General features: G+C 61.0%; 17 protein-coding genes. 9 read left to right on the forward strand and 8 right to left on the reverse strand.

What is annotated here, in order from left to right:
• The first annotated feature begins 326 nt into the window (after positions 1–326).
• Genes ASE80_RS11910 through ASE80_RS11925 form a run of 4 tightly spaced genes read left to right on the forward strand, consistent with a single transcriptional unit; the run spans position 327 to position 3776 of the window.
• On the forward strand, positions 327–1043 hold the full coding sequence (locus ASE80_RS11910; protein WP_017138291.1) for an ABC transporter permease: 717 nt from the start codon (positions 327–329) through the stop codon (positions 1041–1043).
• A gap of 20 nt (positions 1044–1063) precedes the next feature.
• The gene (locus tag ASE80_RS11915) at positions 1064–1957 is read left to right on the forward strand and encodes a glycine betaine ABC transporter substrate-binding protein (protein WP_056859064.1); all 894 of its coding nucleotides are present in this window, start codon (positions 1064–1066) and stop codon (positions 1955–1957) included.
• Between the two features lie 11 nt (positions 1958–1968).
• Complete coding sequence (locus ASE80_RS11920; RefSeq protein ID WP_027604864.1) at positions 1969–2622, forward strand: ABC transporter permease; 654 nt, start codon at positions 1969–1971, stop codon at positions 2620–2622.
• On the forward strand, positions 2619–3776 hold the full coding sequence (locus ASE80_RS11925) for an osmoprotectant ABC transporter ATP-binding protein OsmV (RefSeq protein ID WP_053131666.1): 1158 nt from the start codon (positions 2619–2621) through the stop codon (positions 3774–3776). The genes ASE80_RS11920 and ASE80_RS11925 overlap by 4 nt, the downstream gene beginning before the upstream one ends.
• 47 nt (positions 3777–3823) lie before the next feature.
• Here ASE80_RS11925 and ASE80_RS11930 read toward each other — a convergent pair whose 3' ends face one another.
• The gene (locus ASE80_RS11930; RefSeq protein WP_082463602.1) at positions 3824–5275 is read right to left on the reverse strand and encodes a DUF2599 domain-containing protein; all 1452 of its coding nucleotides are present in this window, start codon (positions 5273–5275) and stop codon (positions 3824–3826) included.
• Between the two features lie 658 nt (positions 5276–5933).
• On the opposite strand from ASE80_RS11930, the gene ASE80_RS11935 reads away from it, so the two are divergent.
• On the forward strand, positions 5934–7097 hold the full coding sequence (locus ASE80_RS11935; RefSeq protein WP_056859065.1) for a type III PLP-dependent enzyme: 1164 nt from the start codon (positions 5934–5936) through the stop codon (positions 7095–7097).
• Positions 7098–7187: 90 nt separating this feature from the next.
• On the opposite strand, the gene ASE80_RS11940 is transcribed toward ASE80_RS11935, so the two are convergent.
• Together ASE80_RS11940 and ASE80_RS11945 are read right to left on the reverse strand one after the other, a co-directional pair.
• Entirely contained in the window at positions 7188–7934 is a 747-nt protein-coding gene (locus ASE80_RS11940; protein WP_056859066.1) for a tetratricopeptide repeat protein, read from the reverse strand.
• Between the two features lie 2 nt (positions 7935–7936).
• Positions 7937–8617 (reverse strand): Fe2+-dependent dioxygenase, encoded by a 681-nt coding sequence (locus ASE80_RS11945; RefSeq protein ID WP_056859067.1) that lies wholly within the window; start codon positions 8615–8617, stop codon positions 7937–7939.
• A gap of 206 nt (positions 8618–8823) precedes the next feature.
• On the opposite strand from ASE80_RS11945, the gene ASE80_RS11950 reads away from it, so the two are divergent.
• Positions 8824–11109: a TonB-dependent receptor gene (locus tag ASE80_RS11950; RefSeq protein WP_056859068.1), complete on the forward strand. Its 2286-nt coding sequence runs from the start codon at positions 8824–8826 to the stop codon at positions 11107–11109.
• Positions 11110–11245: 136 nt separating this feature from the next.
• Entirely contained in the window at positions 11246–13771 is a 2526-nt protein-coding gene (locus ASE80_RS11955; protein ID WP_056859069.1) for a PepSY domain-containing protein, read from the forward strand.
• Between the two features lie 128 nt (positions 13772–13899).
• Here the strand turns inward: ASE80_RS11955 and ASE80_RS11960 are convergent, their stop codons facing one another.
• The 4 genes from ASE80_RS11960 to ptsP all read right to left on the reverse strand — a co-directional run bounded on the left by ASE80_RS11960 (position 13900) and on the right by ptsP (position 21163).
• Positions 13900–15441 carry an alkaline phosphatase D family protein gene (locus ASE80_RS11960; protein WP_056859070.1) on the reverse strand — a complete coding sequence of 514 codons (1542 nt, stop codon included), beginning with the start codon at positions 15439–15441 and terminating at the stop codon, positions 13900–13902.
• Between the two features lie 191 nt (positions 15442–15632).
• Entirely contained in the window at positions 15633–17351 is a 1719-nt protein-coding gene (locus ASE80_RS11965; protein ID WP_056859071.1) for a PTS fructose-like transporter subunit IIB, read from the reverse strand.
• A gap of 11 nt (positions 17352–17362) precedes the next feature.
• Positions 17363–18304 carry a 1-phosphofructokinase gene (gene pfkB, locus ASE80_RS11970; RefSeq protein ID WP_056859072.1) on the reverse strand — a complete coding sequence of 314 codons (942 nt, stop codon included), beginning with the start codon at positions 18302–18304 and terminating at the stop codon, positions 17363–17365.
• Positions 18305–21163 carry a phosphoenolpyruvate--protein phosphotransferase gene (ptsP, locus tag ASE80_RS11975; protein ID WP_056859073.1) on the reverse strand — a complete coding sequence of 953 codons (2859 nt, stop codon included), beginning with the start codon at positions 21161–21163 and terminating at the stop codon, positions 18305–18307.
• A 294-nt stretch (positions 21164–21457) separates the two neighbouring features.
• On the opposite strand from ptsP, the gene cra reads away from it, so the two are divergent.
• Positions 21458–22453, forward strand: a complete 996-nt coding sequence (cra, locus tag ASE80_RS11980; RefSeq protein WP_056859074.1) for a catabolite repressor/activator — start codon at positions 21458–21460, stop codon at positions 22451–22453.
• Between the two features lie 2 nt (positions 22454–22455).
• Positions 22456–23232, forward strand: coding sequence for a TatD family hydrolase (locus ASE80_RS11985; RefSeq protein WP_056859075.1), 777 nt, complete (start codon positions 22456–22458; stop codon positions 23230–23232).
• Here the strand turns inward: ASE80_RS11985 and ASE80_RS11990 are convergent.
• Complete coding sequence (locus ASE80_RS11990) at positions 23179–23607, reverse strand: hypothetical protein (RefSeq protein WP_056859076.1); 429 nt, start codon at positions 23605–23607, stop codon at positions 23179–23181. The genes ASE80_RS11985 and ASE80_RS11990 overlap by 54 nt on opposite strands.
• Positions 23608–23645: the final 38 nt, after the last annotated feature.

The raw sequence follows: 23645 nt of genomic DNA on the forward strand, positions 1-23645 counted from the left end.
TCGCCTGGCAGGTGAGTCAAAAAAGGGCGGCGAGTATAGCGCAAACCCCAGGCGCCGGACCACCGTTCACCCGATTGGGGGTGGCTAAATGCTGCCAAGTGTGGAACCTTTTAAAAGGTAGAGACGTCCACTCCCCTGCTGCCGCACTCGGAACAGGGGCTGAAAAATCAGCAAGTTAGCCTGACGAGGCTGCGCTCATGGCTCGATCGCATACCGCGTTGCCGGTATCGGCGAGCTGCTTTTCGCGAACACATTCGAAGGCAGCCAGCAATGGCATTGCCGCCGGAGAATGTGTTCGCCGACAAAAGAAAAAAAGGAGTCCGCCTGTGGCTATTCGCTATGGCAAAGGGCTGATAGGAGGTGCGGTTGTCGTCGCACTCCTGGCCCTGCTGGTCCACTGGATCGGCATCAACACGATCGAACTGTACCGCGACGATTTGTTGTTTTACCTGCAGGCACACCTGATCCTCGTTCTAGTCTCCATGCTGGCCGCCCTCGTTGTGGGCATCCCCGCCGGTATCCTGCTCAGCCGACCGAACATGGTAGGGCGCGCAGAACGCTTCATGCAGATATTCAACATCGGCAACACCGTCCCTCCCCTGGCCGTACTGGCCATCGCCCTCGGCGTCCTCGGCATCGGCAGTGGCCCGGCCATCTTCGCGTTGTTCCTCGCCTCGTTGCTGCCCATCGTGCGCAACACCTACGAAGGCCTCAAAAACGTTCAAGGCTCACTCAAAGAAGCCGCCACCGGCATCGGCATGACGCCGCGCCAGGTGCTGTTTCGGGTGGAACTGCCTAACGCCGTACCGATCATCATCGGCGGCGTGCGCGTGGCCCTGGCGATCAATGTGGGTACTGCGCCACTGGCGTTCCTGATTGGCGCCAACAGCCTTGGCAGCCTGATTTTTCCCGGCATCGCCCTGAACAATCAGCCGCAACTGCTGCTCGGCGCAGCGTGCACCGCGCTGCTGGCCTTGCTGCTCGACGGTCTGGTGACCATGGCCAGCCGCCTCTGGCTGGAACGCGGAGTGCGTGCGTCTTAAGGCTTGGCAAAGGAAATCACATGAAAAAACTGACCTTGATATTGAGCTGCGTCCTGCTGTTTGCAGGCATTGCGCAAGCCGCCGAACAACCGGTAATTCGCATCGGCGCCCGGGTGTTCACCGAACAGACCCTGCTCGCCGAAATCACCTCCCAATACCTGCGCACCAAAGGCTACGACACCCGCGTGACCGGCGGCCTGGGCAGTAACCTGGCGCGCAGTGCCCAGGAAAGCGGGCAGCTGGATTTGATCTGGGAGTACACCGGCGTGTCGCTGGTGGCTTACAACCACGTCGATGAGAAGCTCGACAGTGAACAGTCCTACGCTCGGGTGAAAGAACTCGACGCGAAAAAAGGCCTGGTCTGGCTCTCTCCGTCGCACTTCAGCAATACCTACGCCCTGGCACTGCCTGAAAAAGTGGCCAAGGAACACCCTGAGATCAACAGCATCAGCGACCTCACCCAAGCCATGGCGCAACACACCAAGGAAAACCGCCTGGTGGCCCTGGACACCGAGTTCGCCAACCGCTCCGACGGCCTGGCGGGCATGGTCAAGCTGTACGACATGAACCTCACGCGCAAAAACACTCGGCAGATGGACGCCGGCCTGGTCTACACCGCGCTGCGTAATGGCCAGGTGTTTGCGGGCTTGGTCTACACCACCGACGGTCGCCTGAATGCCTTCAAATTGAAGCTGCTGGAAGACGACAAGCACTACTTCCCGGACTACACCGCCGCGCCGGTGGTGCGTCAGGTTTATCTCGACGCCCACCCGCAATTGGCCGCCGACCTGAAACCACTGGCCGCGCTGTTCGACGACGAAACCATGCGCCAGTTGAACGCACGGGTCGACGTCGACCATGAAAGCCCGTCCGCCGTGGCCGCAGATTTCCTGCGCCAACATCCGATCAACTAAGAGGAGAAGACATGGAATTCCTGAACGCCTTTTCCCATCTTGATTGGGCCCAAGTCCTGCACCTGACCTGGCAGCACATCACGCTGGTAGGCATTGCGGTCATCCTGGCAATCGTCGTGGGTGTGCCCCTCGGCGTGCTGATGACGCGCTTCCCGACCCTGGCCGGCCCACTGCAAGCCAGCGCCACGGTGCTGCTGACCGTGCCGTCCATCGCGCTGTTCGGCCTGCTGCTGCCGTTCTACTCCAAGTTCGGCCAGGGCCTGGGGCCGATGCCGGCGATCACCGCCGTGTTCCTCTACTCGCTGCTGCCGATCATGCGTAACACCTACCTGGCATTGACCGGCGTTGAGCCGGGCATTCGCGAAGCCGCCAAAGGCATCGGTATGACCTTCGGCCAGCGCCTGCGCATGGTCGAACTGCCGATCGCCGTGCCGGTGATCCTCGCCGGTGTGCGCACCGCCGTGGTGATGAACATTGGCGTCATGACCATCGCCGCCACCATCGGCGCCGGTGGCCTGGGTGTACTTATTCTGGCTTCCATCAGCCGCAGCGACATGTCGATGCTGATCGTTGGCGCCGTACTGGTCAGTCTCCTGGCCATCTTCGCCGACCTGCTTCTGCAATGGCTGCAACGCTCGCTGACTCCAAAAGGACTGCTCAAATGATCGAACTTCAAAACCTGACCAAGACTTTTCAAAGCAACGGCAAAACCGTATCTGCCGTGAACGACGTAAGCCTGACCGTCAACGAAGGCGAGATTTGCGTATTCCTCGGCCCGTCGGGCTGCGGCAAGAGCACCACGCTGAAAATGATCAACCGCTTGATCAAGCCCACTTCGGGCAAGATTTTGATCAATGGCGAAGACACCACCGACCTCGACGAAGTGACCCTGCGCCGCAACATCGGCTATGTGATCCAGCAGATCGGCTTGTTCCCGAACATGACCATCGAAGAAAACATCGTGGTGGTGCCCAAGCTGCTGGGCTGGGACAAGCAGAAATGCCATGACCGTGCTCGCGAATTGATGAGCATGATCAAGCTCGAACCCAAGCAGTACCTGCATCGCTACCCGCGCGAATTGTCGGGCGGCCAGCAGCAGCGCATCGGCGTGATCCGCGCGCTGGCGGCGGATGCGCCGCTGCTGCTGATGGACGAGCCGTTCGGCGCGGTCGACCCGATCAACCGCGAAATGATCCAGAACGAGTTTTTCGAGATGCAACGGGCGCTGAACAAGACCGTGATCATGGTCAGCCACGACATCGACGAAGCCATCAAGCTGGGCGACAAGATTGCAATCTTCCGCGCCGGCAAGCTGCTGCAGATCGACCACCCGGACACGCTGCTGGCGCACCCGGCTGACGAGTTCGTGAGTAACTTTGTCGGCCAGGACAGCACCCTCAAGCGCCTGCTCCTGGTGAAAGCCGAAGACGCGGCGGACAACGCCCCGTCGGTAAGCCCGGAAACCCCGGTGGCCGAAGCGCTGGAGTTGATGGACGAGACGGACCGCCGTTATGTGGTGGTCACCTGCGCCGAGAACAAGGCACTGGGGTATGTACGACGCCGCGACCTGCACCGTCAGACCGGTACGTGCGGCCAGTACCTGCGCGAGTTCAACGCCACGGCGGCGTACGACGAGCATTTGCGCATTTTGCTGTCGCGTATGTATGAGTTCAACCGTTCGTGGTTGCCGGTGATGGACGCTGAGCGGGTGTTCCTCGGTGAAGTGACCCAGGAATCGATTGCCGAGTATCTGAGTTCCGGTAAGTCGCGTGGGGGCAAGACCAGTATTGTGTCGCCTGCTGAAACAGCCTTGGCTTGATGCGCGATGTCGCCGCCGTTTGACACTCGGCGGCGACAATTTACAACCTACGTATTTTTACTGTTTGGGTTGCACTTATTATCCCCTTGCAGCTTCATGATTACATCATGGGCGACATACGGACGACGCGGTTCCAGACTCCAGGTCGGCTTATTCTGAGCGATGTCCGGAGAATCGAGATGGCAGGCCAATTGGCGACGCATACTGCTGCCCAAATGGTCAAAGTTCCACTCCTTGCTCATATCATTAGCCGCCAGATTGGCCAATTCTGCATACACCACGTCGGTTTTGCCCACCCCCGCTTTCCTGCCGCAGTCAGTAGGTGTCACCTTGAGTGATGAAATAGTCCCCAGGACGGGTTCCTGATAGTTGTCAGTCCATTCGACCTTTTCGATGTACTTTTCGCAAGATCGTTGGTCGACCGGCTCCAGCGCATCAGCGGCCTGATCATTTTTGATATAGGTGAAGATGGCGTCTTCCCCGGTGTTTCGAGGCAACTCCATATGAATCACCGGCTTCCAGGTATTGCCTTGTTTGAGCCACCGGCTTTGATCATCCTGAGCCAGGTCTCGCGCACGAAAAACCCGGTCATCCGAGTGAATGACGCCCACGTTACTGACATAGACAAATGCCATTATAGGCAGCTGTTTATAGGTTTTTTTCACCTCCAGTGACGGGTCCAGCGGTGCATCAAACTGCGGCCTAGGTGCATTCCAATCCCTGTTCCAGTACTTATTATCCGGCCAAGTCAACAGGCGTAGCTCCGTTTGGGTGATTTGTGCGTCTACTTTGTCGGCAGGGTCACTGGCCAACAACTTTCTAGCCTCAACAAATGTATTAAACGCATCGGCCTTATTGTAAGTACCAAAGTAATCAGCGGTCGTGTCAAAGCCACACTCAAACTTATGTGATTTCAAGCCAGGATTAGTCGGCTGACGATGAAAATGATCCAACCACGCCTTGGCATTGCTGACACTCAATTTCTGGCAATAATCTTCAGTCACGCCGAGAGTATTATTATTTTCCAGATAATCGCCACACCCTTTGTTATTGCGATTCCCCGTCCATGAGTCAATTGGAAAGGCACACAGCACCGTTATCTTGAACTGTGTCTGATTGTCGATGAGGTCATTGGGTGTCAGGGCGAATCCGTTGAATTTGTTCAAGCCAAGCCCGTCGTAGCTGGTGTCGGTCCTGAGATAGGACACCGATGTGCCGCCATTGGACTGCGCTGGGGTACCGCCAGCTTCCAGAGTGTGCGAATAGGGGCTGGGATCCCATGGCAAGTAACTTTGTTTACTGTCAATGCCACGTAAAATGATACCGGAGCAGTCAGAAGCCAACCGCCCGCTACCGCAATCACGCGCTGTAAAATTATACAAATACTTCATCATTGTCGCCGCATCCGTGCCCGGACTCGCGTACAGCCCCATCGAACTAAATGCCCCTCCCAAGACTACCAACACCTTCAGAGCCTTCTTTGTATTTTTCGTATACATGAGCGATCCCTCACCATCTGTCAGTTGTAATATCCACCGCAAAACACTTGAACTACCAACCTCACGCGCAAGGCATCGCCCCACCGATAAAACGGCAGCTCTCACACTTCAGGCCATTCATGACTGCGGAGTTTTATATGTACAAAGCAACACTAAAATTATTTATCAACTGCTGCAGACTGACTACTGTCATAAATTACAGGTCAGGATATATTTTTATATTTTTTGTGCATAACCAGCGCCGCCTGGTGCGCCTAGAATGGCTAACGAATTTCAGGGCCGAGCAGGCCCATTGGCGGGCAACATTGCGAACGGTCTCGCCATCAGCCGAAAAACGAGGGGGAACATCTGCCTGTCACGCAGGTCGGTTAAAACGTACCTCAGCACCGCGCCACGACGAACGCGTGCAAAAACGCGACATTTTTAGTTGATCTATGGCCCCTCACGTCCTAAAGTTCGCGCCGAACGTCCATGCTGGAAACGATCCATCCGGCTCAAGTACTGACGACGAGACAGCAAGGCCAAGGGAAGCGGGTATTCCCATGGCCTTTTTGCTTTCGGCGACATGCCTTGGGAAGTAGGCGAACCAAAGTGGGGATACGGAGGACGTTCAGTTGCACCCATTGATTACTACAGTTTGCCCTTAGGAGTCCCCAGCATGTCGATCAACGTCGAAGATTATTTCGCGCGCGCCACTTTTGACAAAATGAAGGCGTTCGCCGACAAGCAAGAAACCCCGTTCGTGGTGATCGACACCGCGATGATCAGCCAGGCCTACGATGACCTGCGCGCCGGTTTCGAATTCGCCAAAGTCTATTACGCGGTCAAGGCCAACCCGGCCGTCGAGATCATCGACCTGTTGAAAGACAAGGGTTCGAGCTTCGACATCGCGTCTATCTACGAGCTGGATAAAGTGATGGACCGTGGCGTCAGCCCGGACCGTATCAGCTACGGCAACACCATCAAGAAATCCAAGGACATTCGTTACTTCTTTGATAAGGGCGTGCGTCTGTTCTCCACCGACTCCGAAGCCGACCTGCGCAACATCGCCAAGGCCGCACCGGGTTCGAAAGTGTATGTGCGTATCCTCACCGAAGGCTCGACCACGGCCGACTGGCCGTTGTCGCGCAAATTCGGCTGCCAGACCGACATGGCCATGGACCTGCTGATCCTCGCCCGTGACCTGGGCCTGGTGCCTTACGGCATCTCCTTCCACGTCGGCTCGCAACAGCGCGACATCAGCGTGTGGGACGCGGCAATCGCCAAGGTCAAAGTGATCTTCGAGCGCCTGAAGGAAGAAGACGGCATTCATCTCAAGCTGATCAACATGGGCGGCGGCTTCCCGGCCAACTACATCACCCGCACCAACAGCCTGGAAACCTACGCCGAAGAAATCATCCGCTTCCTCAAGGAAGATTTCGGCGACGACCTGCCGGAAATCATCCTGGAGCCAGGCCGTTCGTTGATCGCCAACGCCGGTATCCTGGTCAGCGAAGTGGTATTGGTTGCACGTAAATCGCGCACCGCCGTCGAGCGTTGGGTGTACACGGATGTGGGCAAGTTCTCCGGCCTGATCGAAACCATGGACGAAGCCATCAAGTTCCCGATCTGGACCGAGAAGAAAGGCGAGATGGAAGAAGTGGTCATCGCCGGCCCAACCTGCGACAGCGCCGACATCATGTACGAAAACTACAAGTACGGCCTGCCGCTGAACCTGGCGATTGGTGATCGTTTGTACTGGCTGTCGACTGGTGCATACACCACCAGCTACAGCGCGGTTGAGTTCAACGGCTTTCCGCCGCTGAAGTCTTTCTACGTGTAAGAACTGCGCACACAAAAAACCCATGACATGTCATGGGTTTTTTTATGGGGGCTACGTTGATGATCATTCCCACGCAGAGCGCGGGAATGATCATAAGGTCGCGGCGCGCTCTTGGTAGGCGTCGGCCATGGCGCGAATCTGTGGGTCGTTGGCCGCTGCCAGTGCCTTGTGCGCCGTACACAAAAACTTGAGATTCCCGCCTGCCAGCGCCTGACGCAGCCAACCCAGCGCCTCCTCGATCTGGCCCCTATCAGCCAGCACCGCCGCATAGCTGAACTGCCCGCGAAAATCCCCGCCTTCGGCTGAGCGCCGATACCACGCTACGGCCGCCTCCAGATCCTGAGGGCAATACTGGCCGTCTTCCAGATACCGCCCCAGCAGGTTCATCGACTTGGCATGGCCCTGCTCTGCGGCCAGCCGGTAAAACGCCAGCGCTTGCGGCCGGTCTTCAACAACACCTCGGCCGGTGGCCAGCAGATTCGCGTAGTTGTACTGGCCCCAATCCAGCCCAGCGTCTGCCGCCAGACGATAATTGCGCGCCGCCGCTGCTTCATCGACGGCGCAACCCCAGCCATGCTCCAGGCAACGCCCGGCCATATTGCGCGCCATCGTATGCCCGGCATGGGCCGCGATCTGGAACCAGCGCAGTGCCAGCGCTTCATCGCGTGCAATGCCGCGCCCTTCCAGCAGGATCTGCCCGAGCAATGCTTGAGCGTCGACCACGCCTTCCTTGGCCGCCATCAAAATCGCCTGGGCGGCGCGCACCGGGGAGTCGTCGAGCATGCTTTGCAGTTGCTCGACGTTGAGCACTTCTTCGCGGCGCAATAAAAAACCCATGCTCACACCTCAACCCAGCGGCGCAGCAGGTTGTGGTAGGTGCCGGTGAGCTGGATCAGCGCCGGGTGGTCGGGCACGTCACGGGTCAATTGCTGGATAGCGCCGTCCATCTCGAACAGCAACGTGCGCTGGCTGTCTTCGCGCACCAGGCTTTGGGTCCAGAAGAATGAAGCGTAGCGCGCGCCGCGAGTCACGGCGTTGACTTTGTGCAGGCTGGAACCGGGGTACAAGACCATATCGCCCGCCGGCAGTTTTACCCGTTGCAGACCGAAGGTGTCCTGAATCTCCAGCTCACCGCCGTCGTATTCCTCGGGGTCGCTGAAGAACAGCGTGGACGACAAATCCGTGCGCACCCGCTCATGACTGCCGCGCGCCTGGCGCACGGCGTTGTCGATATGGAAGTCAAAACTGCCACCGGCCGTGTAGCAGTTGAGCAACGGCGGGAAGACTTTGTGCGGTAATGCCGCCGACATAAACAACGGGTTGTTCCACAAACGCTCGAGCATCGCCGCGCCGATTTCCTTGGCCAGCGGGTGGCCTTCGGGCAACTGCAGGTTGTGCTTGGCCTTGGCGGATTGGTGCCCGGCGGTGATTTTACCGTCGGCCCACTCAGTGTTTTCCAGGGCTTGGCGAATGCGCAGCACCTCCTCGCGAGAGAACAGGCCGGGAATATGCAGCAACATGAGGCAATACCTGAAAACAGAGAGGCGCTAATGGTATTGATTCTTATCCGCCCTGTAAAACGCGGTGGACGAATGAGTGAGTAAAAACCGTAAGGCAAAAGTGTAAAGAATGTAAATTCAGTGCGAATAGTAATGTATCGCAATTGATAGAAAGTCTTGTTGACCCTATATTCCGCGGCCTCACCTCCTTGGGGAAAGGACTTGTTATGTCGCGCACTACGCAAAAAACATCTGCCAGTTCACCGCGCATGCTGGCTTCGGCCATCGGCGTTGCACTCAGTGCCAGCTCTGCCGCCCAACTGGCGCAAGCGGCCGAAAGCACCGAACCAAAAGGCGAGCGCAACAGCATCTCCCTCGGCGCCACCAGCATTACCGGCCAGGAACAGGACAACACCTCCTACCAGGTCGAAAAAGCCTCGTCGCAAAAGTACACCGCGCCACTGGTGGACACCCCGCGCTCGGTCACCGTGGTGCCGCAGCAAGTGCTCAAAGACACCGCCGCCACCTCGCTGCAGGATGCCTTGCGCACCGTGCCGGGCATCACCTTTGGCGCCGGCGAAGGCGGCAACCCCCAGGGCGATCGCCCGTTCATCCGTGGCTTTGACGCCCAGGGCGACACCTACCTGGATGGCGTGCGCGACACTGGCGGCCAGAGCCGCGAGATCTTCGACATCGAATCGATCGAAGTCAGCAAAGGCCCCAACTCCTCGTTCGGCGGTCGTGGCTCGGCCGGCGGCAGCATCAACCTGGTGAGCAAGACGCCACAGGCGCGTGACTTCACCAACGGCGGTTTCACTTACGGCTCCGACCAGACCCGCCGCTACGTACTCGACGTGAACCGTCAGTTCCTCGACAACGCCGCGTTCCGTTTGAACCTGATGAGCCACGAGCAGAATGTGGCCGGCCGCGACACCATCAACTACGACCGCTGGGGCGTGGCACCGTCGCTGACTTTCGGCCTGGGCACATCGACCCGCGTCAACTTCAGCTACTACCACATGGAAAGCAACGACCTCCCGGACTCGGGCATTCCGTATGGCTACAGCTCGCCGACCGCCACTGCCCACGGGCATGACAAGCCCACCGACGGCGGCGACAGCAACAACTTCTACGGCTTGAAAGATCGCGATTTCCGCAAGACCCGCGCCGATATCAGCACGTTCTCCATCGAGCACGACCTGAACGACAACATGACGCTGAAAAACACCCTGCGCCATGGCAGCACCGGCCAGGACTACGTACTCACTCAGCCGGATGACAGCCAGCGCAACGTCAGCCGTTTCGGCACCGTATGGCGCCGCGCCAACACCCGCGTGTCGACCACCGACACCACCACCAACCAGACCGATCTATTCGGCAACTTCCAACTGGCGGGCATGAAGCACTCGTACTCCACCGGCCTGGAACTCACCGGTGAAGAAACCCGCGTCAGCGGCTACACCGTCAGCCCGAACAGCAACCCGACCTGCACCGTGGCCAAAGGCAGCCTCGGCGGCCAATGCACCTCGCTGAGCAACCCGACACCGGATGACGCCTGGACCGGCAGCGTAGCCCGCAACTACCTGGGCACCAACACCAAGGCCACCAGCCGCGCCGCCTATGTGTTCGACACCATCGAGCTGGACCCCAAATGGCTGCTGAACGTCGGCTTGCGTTACGACACCTTTGATACAGAAGCCAACACCAACGCCGCTGCTGGCCGCAGCAAGCTCAAGGACGACAGCCAATTCTTCAACTGGCAGGCGGGTCTGGTCTGGAAGCCACTGGAAAACGGCAGCATCTACACCTCCTATGCCACCTCGGCACAGCCGGTCGGCGGCCTGGTGGGTGAAGGGCAAGAAACCAATGGCTTCGTCACCGGCATCAACACCAGCGACCTGAAACCCGAAGAAACCGTCAACTACGAGCTGGGCACCAAGTGGGACCTGTTCCACAACCGCCTGTCGTTGACGGCAGCCGTGTTCCGTACCGAGAAGAAAAACACGCGAATCCTGGTGGACTCCAACACCTTCGAAAACGGCGGCGAATCCCGTGTTGATGGCCTGGAATTGTCGGCCAGCGGCAAGCTCACCGATCAATGGCAAGTGTTTGCCGGCTACAGCTACCTGAAAAGCGAACTGGTCGACCCAGGCAAGATCGGCAACCGTCAAAACGTAGTGTCTGCCGGCTCCAACAAAGGCAACCAAATGCCCAACACGCCGAAGAACACCTTCAGCCTGTGGACCACTTACGACATCACGCCAAAACTGACCATCGGCGGCGGCGCGTTCTACGTCGATCAGGTGTACGGCGACCCGGCCAACACCGTCTACGTACCGGCGTACACCCGCTACGACGCGATGGCCAGCTACAAGCTGACCAAGAACGTCGACCTGCAATTGAACGTGCAAAACCTGACCGACAAGACCTACTACGACAAAGCCTACGCGGCGCACTTTGCCAACCAGGCCGCCGGGCGTACGGCGCTGTTGACCACCAGTTTCCACTTCTAAACCCGGTCAACGTTCAGCCAAAAGCCCCACGCATCGGATGCGTGGGGCTTTTGCGTGTAAAACAGAATTTTTCTCGTTAACCCACGGCATAATGCGCGCCGTGGCAACGACATCCAGATGAGCGAGGCGGTCCGACGTGTTGAAAAAAACCCTGTTCCAATTGCACTGGTTCTTCGGCATCACTGCCGGGCTGGTGCTGGCGTTGATGGGGATGACCGGGGCTGCGGTCTCGTTTCAGGATGAAATCCTGCGGGCGCTGAACCCCACAGTCTTGAAGGTCGAAAAACGCGAAGCCGGTGTGCTGCCGCCTGCCGAACTGGTGCGCAAACTTGAGGCCACCGAAGGCAAGACCGTGTCGATGCTGTGGGTGGAAAGCGACAGCGGCAACGCCGCGCGCGTGTTCTTCACCGCCCCGCCGGGCGAACGGCGTGGCCTGATGCGCTACTTCGACCCCTACACCGGCGACTACAGGGGCGACGCCGTCGGCCAGGATGTGCTGGGCTTTATCTTGCAGTTGCACCGCTTCCTCGCCATGGGTGAAACCGGGCGAAACATCACCGGCGCCTGCACCCTGCTCCTGGTGTTCTTCTGCCTCTCGGGCCTGTACCTGCGCTGGCCGCGCCAGGTGGCGAGCTGGCGCGCCTGGCTGACGCTGGACTGGCGCAAGAAAGGCCGCAGTTTCAACTGGGACCTGCACTCGGTATTCGGCACCTGGTGCCTGCTGTTCTACCTGTTCTCGGCGCTCACCGGCCTGTATTGGTCCTATGACTGGTACAGCCAGGGCCTGAACAAACTGCTGTCCGACGCACCGCAAAACGAGCGCCTGCGCAAACGCGGCCCGCCGCCCGAAGGCGCGGCGCCGGTGGCCAACTACGACGCCATATGGAGCAGCATCTACGCCAACGCCGGCCCCGGTTTGATCGCCTACAACATTCGCATGCCGGCCGTCGCCGGGCAGCCGGCCATCGTGTATTACCTGCTCAACTCATCGCCCCACGACCGCGCGCTGAACCAGATCAACCTGGACCCGGGCACCGGCGAGGTCAAATCCCACGACCAATACGCCAGCAAGACGCTCAAGTCCCAATTGCTCACCAGCATTTATGCACTGCACACCGGCAGCTATTTCGGCTGGACCGGGCGGATCATCCTCACCCTCAGCTCGCTGATGATGCCGTTGTTCTTTATTACCGGCTGGCTGCTGTACCTGGACCGTCGCCGCAAAAAACGCCAGGTGCGCGACGCCCGCAAAGGCCTCGGCGCCAACCACAGCGACGCGCCGGCCTGGCTGATCGGCTTTGCCAGCCAGAGCGGTTTCGCCGAACAGTTGGCCTGGCAAACCGCCGGGCAATTGCAGGCCGCCGGTTTGCCGGTGAAGGTGCAGCCGCTGGGCAGTGTCAGTCAGGACGACTTGAGCCAATCACAGCACGCGCTGTTCGTGGTCAGCACCTTCGGCGATGGCGAAGCGCCTGACAGTGCGCGGGGGTTTGAGCGCAGCGTGCTGGGCCAGAACTTGTCGCTCAAAGGCCTCAACTACTCGGTGCTGGCCCTGGGTGATCGCCAATATGAACACTTCTGCGGCTTTGCCCGGCGCCTGCATTTCTGGCTGACCCACCAGGGCGGCACGCCGTTGTTCGCGCCGGTGGAAGTCGACAGCGGCGACAGCGAAGCACTGCTGATATGGCAACAGCAACTGGGCCAACTCACCGGCCACGCACCGGCAGCGGCCTGGCAGGCGCCTCAGTTTGAAAACTGGACCCTTAGCCATCGCACCCTGCTTAACCGTGACAGCGCAGGCTCAGACATCTACCTGCTGGGCCTCACACCGCCTGCGCCGCAAAGCTGGCTGGCCGGTGACCTGGTGGAAGTGCTGCCGCGCAATTGCCCGTGGGCCATCGAGCATTTCCTCGCCGGCCTGGGCCTGGTCGGCAGCGATGGTGTGTTGATCGACGGCCTGGCGCAAACCCTCAACCAGGCTTTGGCCACCCGCCAACTGCCGGACAACCGCGCGCACCTGGTCGGCCTGCACGCACAAGCGCTGGTCAACGCACTGGTGCCCTTGGGCATGCGCGAATACTCCATCGCCTCGATCGCCAGCGACGGCGTGCTGGAGTTGATCGTACGCCAGGAACGCCACCCCGACGGCAGCCTGGGCCTGGGCTCCGGCTGGCTGACCGAATACGCCGCCATCGGCTCCGGCATCAGCCTGCGCCTGCGCCGCAACAGTGGCTTCCACTTGCCCGAAGCGCCGGTGCCGCTGATCCTGCTGGGCAACGGCACCGGCCTGGCCGGCCTGCGCAGTTTGCTTAAAGCGCGCATCGCCGATGGCCAGCAGCGCAACTGGCTGCTGTTCGGCGAACGCAATATCGCCCACGACTACCTCTGCCAGGACGAGCTGCAAGGCTGGCTGGCCAGCGGAGACCTGGCCCTGCTGGACCTGGCGTTTTCCCGCGACCAGACAGAGAAAATCTACGTACAGGACCGCCTGCGCGAATCGGCAGACGTATTGCGTCGATGGCTGGCCGAAGGCGCCGCGATTTATGTGTGCGGCAGCTTGCAGGGCATGGCCACGGGTGTGGATCAAGTGCTGCACGAGGTGCTGGGCAGCGAAGCGGTGGAGCGCTTGATTGAGCAGGGCCGCTATCGTCGGGATGTGTACTAAGCCCTCATACCGATCGTTCCCACGCTCTGCGTGGGAATGCATCCTGTGACGCTCCGCGTCACCGCCCTAAAAGCGGACGCGGAGCGTCCATGGCGGCGTTCCCACGCAGAGCGTGGGAACGATCGTCCTCAAGCGGGCTGCAGCTTTTGCTCGAACACCGAGACCCCATCCAAGTCGCGCAGGATCACGGTCAACTCCGCCGTCTGCCCATCAATCTGCACCTCACCAAAAAACTGAAAGCCGGCAAACGGCGAGGTGTTCTGCGCATGCGGAGCCTTCTGGAACACCACCTCCGGCCCGAAGGTTTTATCCAGCTGATTAGGCCCGAAGCTCCCCGCATTCAGCGGCCCCGCCACAAACTCCCAGAACGGCTCGAAATCCTGAAACGCCGCGCGGTCCGGGTGGTAATGATGCGCCGCGCAGTAATGCACATCCGCCGTCAGCCACACATGGTTGCGCACCTGCTGCACGCGTAAAAAACCCAACAGCTCGGCAATCTCCAACTCACGCCCCTGGGCCGGGCCTGGGTCGCCGTTGGCGATGGCTTCCCAACGTGGCACGCCGGGGCTGACTTCACCGTCGGGCACGCCGAGGCCGATTGGCATGTCGGCGGCGATGACTTTCCACTGCGCCTGGGAGGCCTTGAGTTCGCGCTTGAGCCAGTCCAGTTGCTCACGGCCCATAAAGGGCTTTTCGCCGCCCAGGTTGTCGTCGTTAGGCCCGCGATAGCTGCGCATGTCCAGCACAAACACATCCAGCAACGGCCCGTAGCTGAGCTTGCGATAAATGCGCCCACCGCCATCGGCGCTCTGGCGGCGCATCGGCGAATACTCCAGCCAGGCCTGGCGTGCGCGGCCGACCAAGGTGTTGATGTCCCTGGTCTGATAACGCTCATCGAGCACCTTGCTCGGCGACCAGTTGTTGATCACTTCGTGGTCGTCCCACTGCCAGATCTGCGGCACTTCAGCATTGAAGCGGCGCACGTTTTCATCCAGCAGGTTGTAGCGGTAATTGCCGCGATATTCGTCGAGGGTTTCGGCGACTTTGCTTTTGGCTTCGGTGGTGATGTTGCGCCAGATGCGCCCGTCTTCAACGGTCAGCTGCGCCGGCACCGGGCCGTCGGCGTAGATGGTGTCGCCGCTGTGGATAAAAAAGTCCGGCAGGCGCAGGCGCATGGCTTCATAAATGCGCATGCCGCCGATGTCCGGGTTGATGCCGAAGCCCTGGCCGACAGTGTCGCCGCTCCACACAAAACGGATGTCGCGACGCTGCTGCGGCACGCTGCGCAAGTGGCCGAACCACGGCTCGCTGGCGACGCCGGTCTGGGCGTCTTCAAAGTGCACACGGTAGAAAATCGCCTGATCGACCGGCAGCCCGGTGAGTTCGACGCGGGCGGTAAAGTCGGTGCGGCTGTCGGCCAGCGGCGAGATGAATTTGCGCGGGTTGCTGAACACGCTGCGGGTGTCCCACTCCACCACCATCTTCGCCGGGCGGTCGCTGCGGCTCCAGATCATCGCGCGGTCGCCCAGCAAGTCGCCGGACTGCACGCCATCGGTGAGTTGCGGGCGGTCCTTGACCGAGGCGATCACCGCCGGCGCCAGCCCTGGCAGCAACAAACCGGCGCCAACGGCTTGCATCACGCGGCGACGGCCGAGATCGAAGTGGCTCATGCAGGTGCCCTCTTGAGTATCAAAAGGGCAACTTAAACACGGGAGCATGAAGCGGATGTGACACCGCCAGAAAGAACACTGGAGATCAACTGTGGGAGCTGGCTTGCCTGCGATAGCGGTGAATCAGCCACTGAAAGGGTGACTGACAGAAAGCAATCGCAGGCAAGCCAGCTCCCACATTTTGAACAGTGTCAGGCCTTGGCTGAAGTGACCGACAGCTCCGCCGCCTCCGGACGCTTGATCAGCGCATACACCAACCCGGTCACCAGGCTGCCCGCCACAATCGCCAGCAAATACAGGAGTGCATGGTTCATCGCATTCGGAATCACCAACACAAACAAACCGCCATGGGGCGCGGCGAGTTTGCAGCCGAAATACATCGACAGCGCGCCGGTCAAGGCGCCACCGGCGATGCTGGCCGGGATCACCCGCAGCGGGTCTTTGGCGGCAAATGGAATCGCGCCTTCAGAGATAAAGCACAGGCCCAGGATCATCGCGGCCTTGCCCGCCTCGCGTTCGGTCTGGGCGAACTTGCGCCGCGCCAGGAAGGTGGCGATGCCCATGCCGATCGGCGGCACCATGCCAGCGGCCATGGTCGCCGCCATTGGTGCACCGCTGGACGCGGCCAGCAGGCCGACCGAAAACGCATACGCTGCCTTGTTGATCGGCCCGCCCAAATCCACGCACATCATGCCGCCCAACAAAATGCCCAGCAGCACCGCATTGGTGGTGCCCATGGTGCTGAGAAAATCCGTCAGCCCCGTGAGCAACCGCGCCACCGGCGGACCGACCAGGTAAATCATCGCCAGGCCGGTGAACAGGCTCGCCAGCAGCGGGATGATCAGGATCGGCTTGAGCGCCTCCAGGCTTTGCGGCAACTGCACCGCGCGGGTGATCAGTTTGACGCAGTAACCAGCCAGAAAACCGGCCAGGATGCCGCCGATAAACCCGGCGCCCAAGGTGCCCGCCAGCAAGCCGCCGATCATGCCCGGCGCCAGGCCCGGACGGTCGGCAATCGAATAAGCGATGTAGCCCGCCAGTAACGGCACCATCAGCATAAAGGCCTGGTCGCCGACGGTTTTGAGGGCGGCGGCCAAGGTGCCTTTTTCTTCAAAAGCATGGATGCCGAACACAAATGACAAAGCGATCAACAGCCCGCCCGCCACCACCATCGGCAACATGAACGACACGCCGGTGAGCAGGTGTTTGTACACGCCGGTTTTTTCTTTTTTGGCGACCGCACCGCTGCCGGCGTTTTCTACCGCGCCTTCGGCCAGCGCCTTATTGAGCGTGGCCTCGGACTGCTTGAGGGCGATGCCGGTGCCGCAGCGGTAAATCTTCTTGCCGGCGAAACGCTCGGTGGCGACTTCGATATCCGCCGCCAGCAACACCACATCGGCATCGGCGATGGCCTGCGCGCTCAACGGCGTGCGTGCGCCCACCGAACCCTGGGTCTCGACCTGCAAGTCATAACCCAAGCGCTTGGCCGTTTGCTGCAAGGCTTCGGCGGCCATGAAGGTGTGGGCCACGCCGGTCGGGCAGGCGGTGATCGCGACGATGCGCGGGGCATTCTTCGCCGCCACCGGGGCTTGGCTGGCGACGTATTCCTGGGCTTCTTCGGCGCCACGGCGCAGCACCGCGTCGACATCTGCCAGCGCCTGGGCCGGCGTGCTCTGGAATACACGCTTGCCGACAAACCGCTGCATATCCACCGGCGTGCTGCTGACCAGCAACACCCACTCGGCCGCGTCGATAGTCGCTTGGGACAAGGCCCGTTCCGGGCGCTGCACATCCACGACTTCGGTGCTGGTGCTCCAGCCCTGGCGCTGCGCGGCGGCGTCCAACAAGCGGGCGCACAGCACACTGGTGACCATGCCGTTCGGGCAGGCGGTAACAATGGCTAACTTCATCACAAACCCTCTTATTGTTCTGTCAGCGTGCGCACATGGACGCCGCTTTCGAGGCGCGCCAACTGCGCGTCATCGCTGATGCCGAAACCGATCTGCGTGACCGCCATGGCGGCAATTGCCGTGGCCCGGCGCAAGGTGACTTCGGGCAGATCACAGCTGAGCAAACCGTGCAGCATCCCGGCCAGCAACGAATCGCCTGCACCCACGGTGCTGGCGACGCTGACCTTGGGCGGCGTGGCCTGCAACGCGGTGCCCGGGCTGAACCAGTTCACACCGTCGGCGCCGTGGGAGACCACCACATGCTCCACGCCTTGAGCATGCAAACGCTCGGCGGCCTGGGCCTGCTGTGCGATGGCGTCGGTGGCGCAATCGAGGGCTTCGGCGAGTTCTTCGGTGTTGGGTTTGATCAACCACGGGCCGGCCTTGATGCCTTCGCGCAAGGCTTCGCCGCTGGTGTCGAGGGCGACTTTCAAACCAAGGTCTTTCAACGCATGTATCAGCTCCTGAAACCACTGTGCGCTGACGCCACGCGGCAAACTGCCGGCGACCACCACCGCATCGAATTCAGGGCCGATGATCGCGACCATTTTGAGCAGTTGTTTTTGCGCCTGCTCACTCACCAACGGCCCCGGCGCATTGATGTCGGTGACCCGACCATCCTGCTCGGCAATCTTGATGTTGCTACGGGTTTCGCCCGGCACGCGGATGAACGCGTCACCAAACCCGCGACTGGCGATCAGTGCCTCGAAAGCCTCAGGGTTTGAAGCGCCGAGAAAACCGCCCACGCTCACGTCATGCCCGAGGTCCGCCAGCACCTGGGCGACATTCACGCCCTTGCCGGCAGCATGGGTCAGCAGGGTTTCGCTGCGGTTGACGGCACCCGGTTCCAGGTGTGCCAGACGTACCGTGAGGTCCAACGCCGGGTTCAGCGTCAGGGTCAGAATTTTCGCCATTTACACGGCCTCCACTAGGGCTCGTACTTCGGCGGGCGAGCCCACCACGAGCGCTTTTTGCGCCAGGCCCTGGGCCTCGCTCAGACTGAATTCACGCACCCGCGCCTTCACTTCGGGAATGCTGCGGGCCGACACACTCAACTCATCCACACCCAGGCCGACCAGCACCGGCACCGCCAGCGGGTCCGCCGCCAGTTCGCCGCATACACCGACCCATTTGCCATGGGCATGGGCGGCGCGCACGGTGATGTCGATCAGTTGCAACACGGCCGGGTGCAGGCCATCGGCCTGAGCCGACAGGGTTGGGTGGCCACGGTCGATGGCCAGGGTGTACTGGGTGAGGTCGTTGGTGCCGACGCTGAAAAAGTCGACTTCCTTGGCGAGTACCGGCGCGAGCAAGGCGGCGGACGGCACTTCGATCATGATGCCCAGTTGCAAGTCGGCCACCGGGATTTCCAGGCGCAGGCGCTCGGTCATATCGCGGGCGGCACGCCATTCATCGACGCTGCCGACCATGGGAAACATGATGCGCAGCGGGCGGTTGTCCGCCGAGCGCAACAGCGCACGCAGTTGCGCTTCCATAATCTGCGGGCGCTGCAAGGTCAGGCGAATGCCGCGCACACCGAGGAAGGGGTTTTCTTCCTCGGCAATCGGCCAATACGGCAGCGGTTTGTCGCCGCCCACATCCAGGGTGCGCACCACCAGCGGGCGACCGCCAAGGCCGTCGAGCACACGGCGGTATTCGGCTTCCTGGGTGGCTTCATCCGGTGCTTGCGGGTGGGCCATAAAAATCAGTTCGGTGCGCAACAGCCCGATGCCTTCGGCGCCCTGCTCCACCGCCGCCGCAACGCCGGCGCTTTCACCGATATTGGCGAACACTTCCACGGCATGGCCGTCGCGGGTCATGGCCGGTTCGTGACGCTGGGCCGAGGCCGCTTGCAGGCGCTGTTCGCGGGTGTCGCGTTCGACCGTGGCGCGTTGCAGCGTGGCCGCGTCGGGGTCGACATGCAGGCGGCCGCGCTGGCCGTCGAGCAATAGCTGCGTGCCCGCAGCCAGCAGCAATACCGCCGCGCCGGCACCGACCAACGCGGGAATGCCCAGGGCACGCGCAACGATGGCACTGTGGGCCGTAGCGCCGCCACGGGCGGTGAGGATGCCGGCGACTCGAGCTGGGTCCAGGCGTGCAACGTCAGAGGGGCCGACTTCATCCATCACCAGGATGTAAGGTTCGCTCGGCTCCTGGGCGGTTTCAAGGCCGCACAATTGCGCCAGCACTCGGCGGCCAATATCACGCAGGTCGGCGGCGCGCTCGGCGAGCAAGGCGTCCTGCAGCGACTCCTGCTGCTTGGCGGCGGCTTCGATCACGCTCATCCACGCCGCTTGCGCGCTCTCGCCTTGCTTGAGGCGCGTGTCGACTTCGTCGGTCAGCTCCGGGTCGTCGAGCATTTCCTGGTGGGTGATGAAAATCTCGCGGATCGCCTTGGATTGGCTGCGCTCGATCAAACCCTGGATATCAGCGCGCACCTCGGTGAGCGCGGCGTGCAGGCGCTGGCGTTCAATCGCCGCAGACTCGCCGCGCAGCGGGTAATCGAAAACCTGTTGGGTCTGGATATGCGCCGGGCCAATGGCAATGCCAGGCGCGGCGGCGATAGCCTGGACCTGGCTGCCGGACACGGGCGCGCTGATCGCGGGTTCAATATCAAGGATGGCGGGTTGGGCACTGACGGTCGGCAGCGGCTCGACTTCTTCGCCAAGCCCTTGCTCCACCGCTGCCAACAGCGCGGGCAATGCATCACCAGCAATCGCAGGTTCGGCGACAAACTCCAGCACCTGGCCGCGACGGGCGCCGAGGCTCAGCAATTTGCTCAGGCTTTTTACCGACACCGCGCCCACCGGGCCGTCGACGATGCGCACGCGGATATCGCCGTCAAAACTTTTCGCCAACTGCGCGAGGATCTTCGCCGGGCGCGCATGCAAACCATGGGCATTGGCCAGGGTGATGCGCGTACTCGGCCAGTCCGGTGGCAACTCGCCGCCAAGCACTTCAAGCACTGCACGGCTGCTGGTCGCACGGCCCAATTCCTGGCCGCGCCCTTCAATCAACAAGGCGCACAGGCGTTCGAGCAAGGTCTGATGGGCTTCCCCAAGGCTGGCCAGGCAGAACAGGCCATTGAGGGGTTGGCCGAGGTAACGCATCGGTTTGTCCGGCGTCACGAACGCAAGGCCGGGGCGTTTCACCGTCTGCTCACTGTGCAGCCACCACAGGCCATCGCCCAACGGCAGCGCATCGACCTGCTGCAACACCGCGGCGAAACCATTACTCACACAATCGGCCTGACGCAACAGGCGTGCGCCGCGCCAGACCAGCTCTTCAAAATCGTCGGCCGACACGCCCAGGCTGATCATCTGCGCGTCCAGCGCCAGTTCCTGCGGTGCGCCTTGCAGCAGTTTCAGCAAGGCTTCGGCCGAGCCGGCACGGCGCAGCGCCTGGCCCAGGTCGGTTTCACCGAGGGCGCGGGTGAGCAGTTGCAGCAGGCGCAGGTGTTCATCGGATTTGGCCGCGATGCCAATCGCCAGATAGACGATCTGCCCGTCGCCCCAATCCACCCCTTCGGGGAATTGCAGCAGGCGCACGCCCGTGGAAAACACTTGGTCGCGGGTTTCCGGCGTACCGTGGGGGATGGCGATACCCTGGCCGAGAAAGGTCGAGCCTTGGGCTTCACGGGCTTGCAAGCCGCTCAGATAACCCTCGGCGACCAGGCCGTCGGCCACCAGTTTGTCCGCGAGCAGGTGCAAGGCAGCAGATTTATCCACAGCCACCTGGCCCATGGAAATCTGCTCTACAGTGAGCTCAAGCATGCCGTTCTCCTAGTTAGTGCAATGTGGGCACTAGGTATTGTTTTGAATAAATCAGCGCAGGCGCGTTCAAAAATAGCTGACCGAGTGGTCAATTGGCAGTAGCCACTCAGCGGCGAACATCGTAAAAATACGCTTGCTGAAACGTTTAATCTAGAATTTATGGCAGATTATGCGCTAATTATGCAAGCTTGAAGGACCACTCGGCACTTGAGCTCAGACAATAGTCGTGTGCAGGAATCGGTTACGATTGGACAAAATGTCGGGGCAAGCTCTAAAAAACAAGGAAATCCCGGTTTGAAACTCAGTGATATTGCACGTCTGGCCGGTGTGTCCGTCACCACCGCCAGCTATGTCATCAACGGCAAAGCCGAGCAGCAACGCATCAGCAACGCCACTGTCGAGCGGGTGCGTGCCGTGGTCGAAGCCCATGGCTTTACGCCCAACCCTCAGGCCGCCGGGCTGCGCAGTCGGCATACGCGCACCTTGGGTTTTATCTTGCCCGACCTGGAAAACCCCAGTTACGCACGCATCGCCAAACTGCTGGAACAAGGCGCGCGGGCGCGCGGCTACCAACTGCTGATCGCCAGCTCCGATGATGAAGCCGACAGCGAACGCCAACTGCTGCAACTGTTCCGCGCGCGGCGCTGCGATGCGCTGTTCGTGGCCAGTTGTTTGCCGGCCAGCGATGACAGTTACCGGGAGCTGCAAGCCAAGGGCCTGCCGGTGATCGCCATCGACCGGGTGATGGAACCCGGGCACTTCTGCTCGGTAGTCAGCGACGACCGCCAGGCCTGCCAGCAACTCACCAGCAGCCTGTTGCAGCCGCTGCCCAAGCAGATCGCGCTGATCGGTGCGCACCCGGAACTGAGCATCAGCCAGGAGCGCGCCGCGGGTTTCCGTGAAGCCTTGCGCGACTTCAAGGGCGAGGTGCTGATCGAACACGGTGAAGCCTTCAGCCGTGACTGTGGCCGCCAGTTGATGGAAGAACTCCTGCAACGCCTGGGGCATTTGCCTGACGCGCTGGTGACTACGTCCTACGTGCTGCTGCAAGGTGTGTTCGATGCGTTGCATGACTTCCCGCTCAAATCCCGGCCGTTGCGCCTGGGCACGTTCGGCGACACCCAACTGCTCGACTTCCTGCCCTTGCCGGTCAACGCCATGGCCCAGCAACATCAACTGATCGCCGACACCGCCCTGCGCCTGGCCCTGGCGGCCATCGAAGAAGAACAGTATGAGCCCGGCGTACATGCCATCGGCCGAACCTTCAAGCAGCGCATTCACGAGGCTTGAGCGTGGAGCTGATCGACACCCACACCCACCTGGACTTCCCGGATTTCGACACCGATCGCCGGGAAGTCCTCGCCCACAGCCGCCAACTCGGCGTGCAGCGCATGGTGGTGCTGGGTGTGTATCAGCAGAACTGGCAACGGCTGTGGGATCTGGTCCAGGACGATGAAGGTTTATTCGCCGCCTTCGGCCTGCACCCGGTGTATCTGGATGAGCATCGCCCCGCCGACCTGATCGAGTTGGGTGATTGGCTGACCCGCCTGCACGGCCATCGGCAACTGTGCGCCGTCGGTGAGATCGGCCTGGATTACTTCCTCCAACAGCTGGACCGCGAACGCCAGCAAAGCCTGTTTGAAGCGCAGTTGAAACTCGCCGTGGACTTCCAGCTCCCGGCCCTGCTGCACGTACGCCGCAGCCACGCGGCGGTGATCGCCACCCTCAAACGCATCCGCCTGCCACGGGGCGGCATCATTCATGCGTTTGCCGGCAGCGTTGAAGAGGCCCGCGAGTACATCAAACTCGGTTTCAAACTGGGCCTGGGCGGCGCGGCCACCTGGCCCCAGGCGCTGCGCATGCACAAGGTGCTGACCCAGCTGCCGCTTGAGGCGCTGGTGCTGGAAACAGATGCGCCGGACATGGCACCCGCCATGTACCCCGGCCAGCGCAACAGCCCGCACCACTTGCCGGACATCTGCAACGCCTTGGCCGAACGCATGGGCATCAGCCCTTCAGTGCTGGCCGAAACGAGCACACGCAACGCGTACGAGCTCTTCAACTGGTAGGCCATTGACCGCCTGCAGTTCCAAGGTCAGCCGCTGCCGGTGGCGCACATAGCGCAACATCAGAAAGTGGATCAGCACCACCAGCAATGAAACGTTGAGCTGCCCGACCATGCTGATCAGGCCCAGCCACTCGGCCACCATCGCCACGATCAACACCACGCTGGTCAATACCATCAAGCTTGGGTGCACCATGGCCCAGTGGTCCAGGGATTTGAACTGGCGCAATTGCCTGGGGCAATTCAATTCCAGGACCCACTGACAATACGGGCAATCAAACGGCTCACGGATGGCAATCGCGTTCAATTGCCAGGGCTTGAGTTCGAAGGTGATGTCGCAATGGGCGCAGTGCCCTTTGATGCCGATAACCGCCGTCATCGCGTTGCCTCCCGAGACCCCTGAGTGGGTGAAACAAA

The sequence above is a fragment of the Pseudomonas sp. Leaf15 genome (genome assembly GCF_001421425.1).
Classification (GTDB): domain Bacteria; phylum Pseudomonadota; class Gammaproteobacteria; order Pseudomonadales; family Pseudomonadaceae; genus Aquipseudomonas; species Aquipseudomonas salomonii.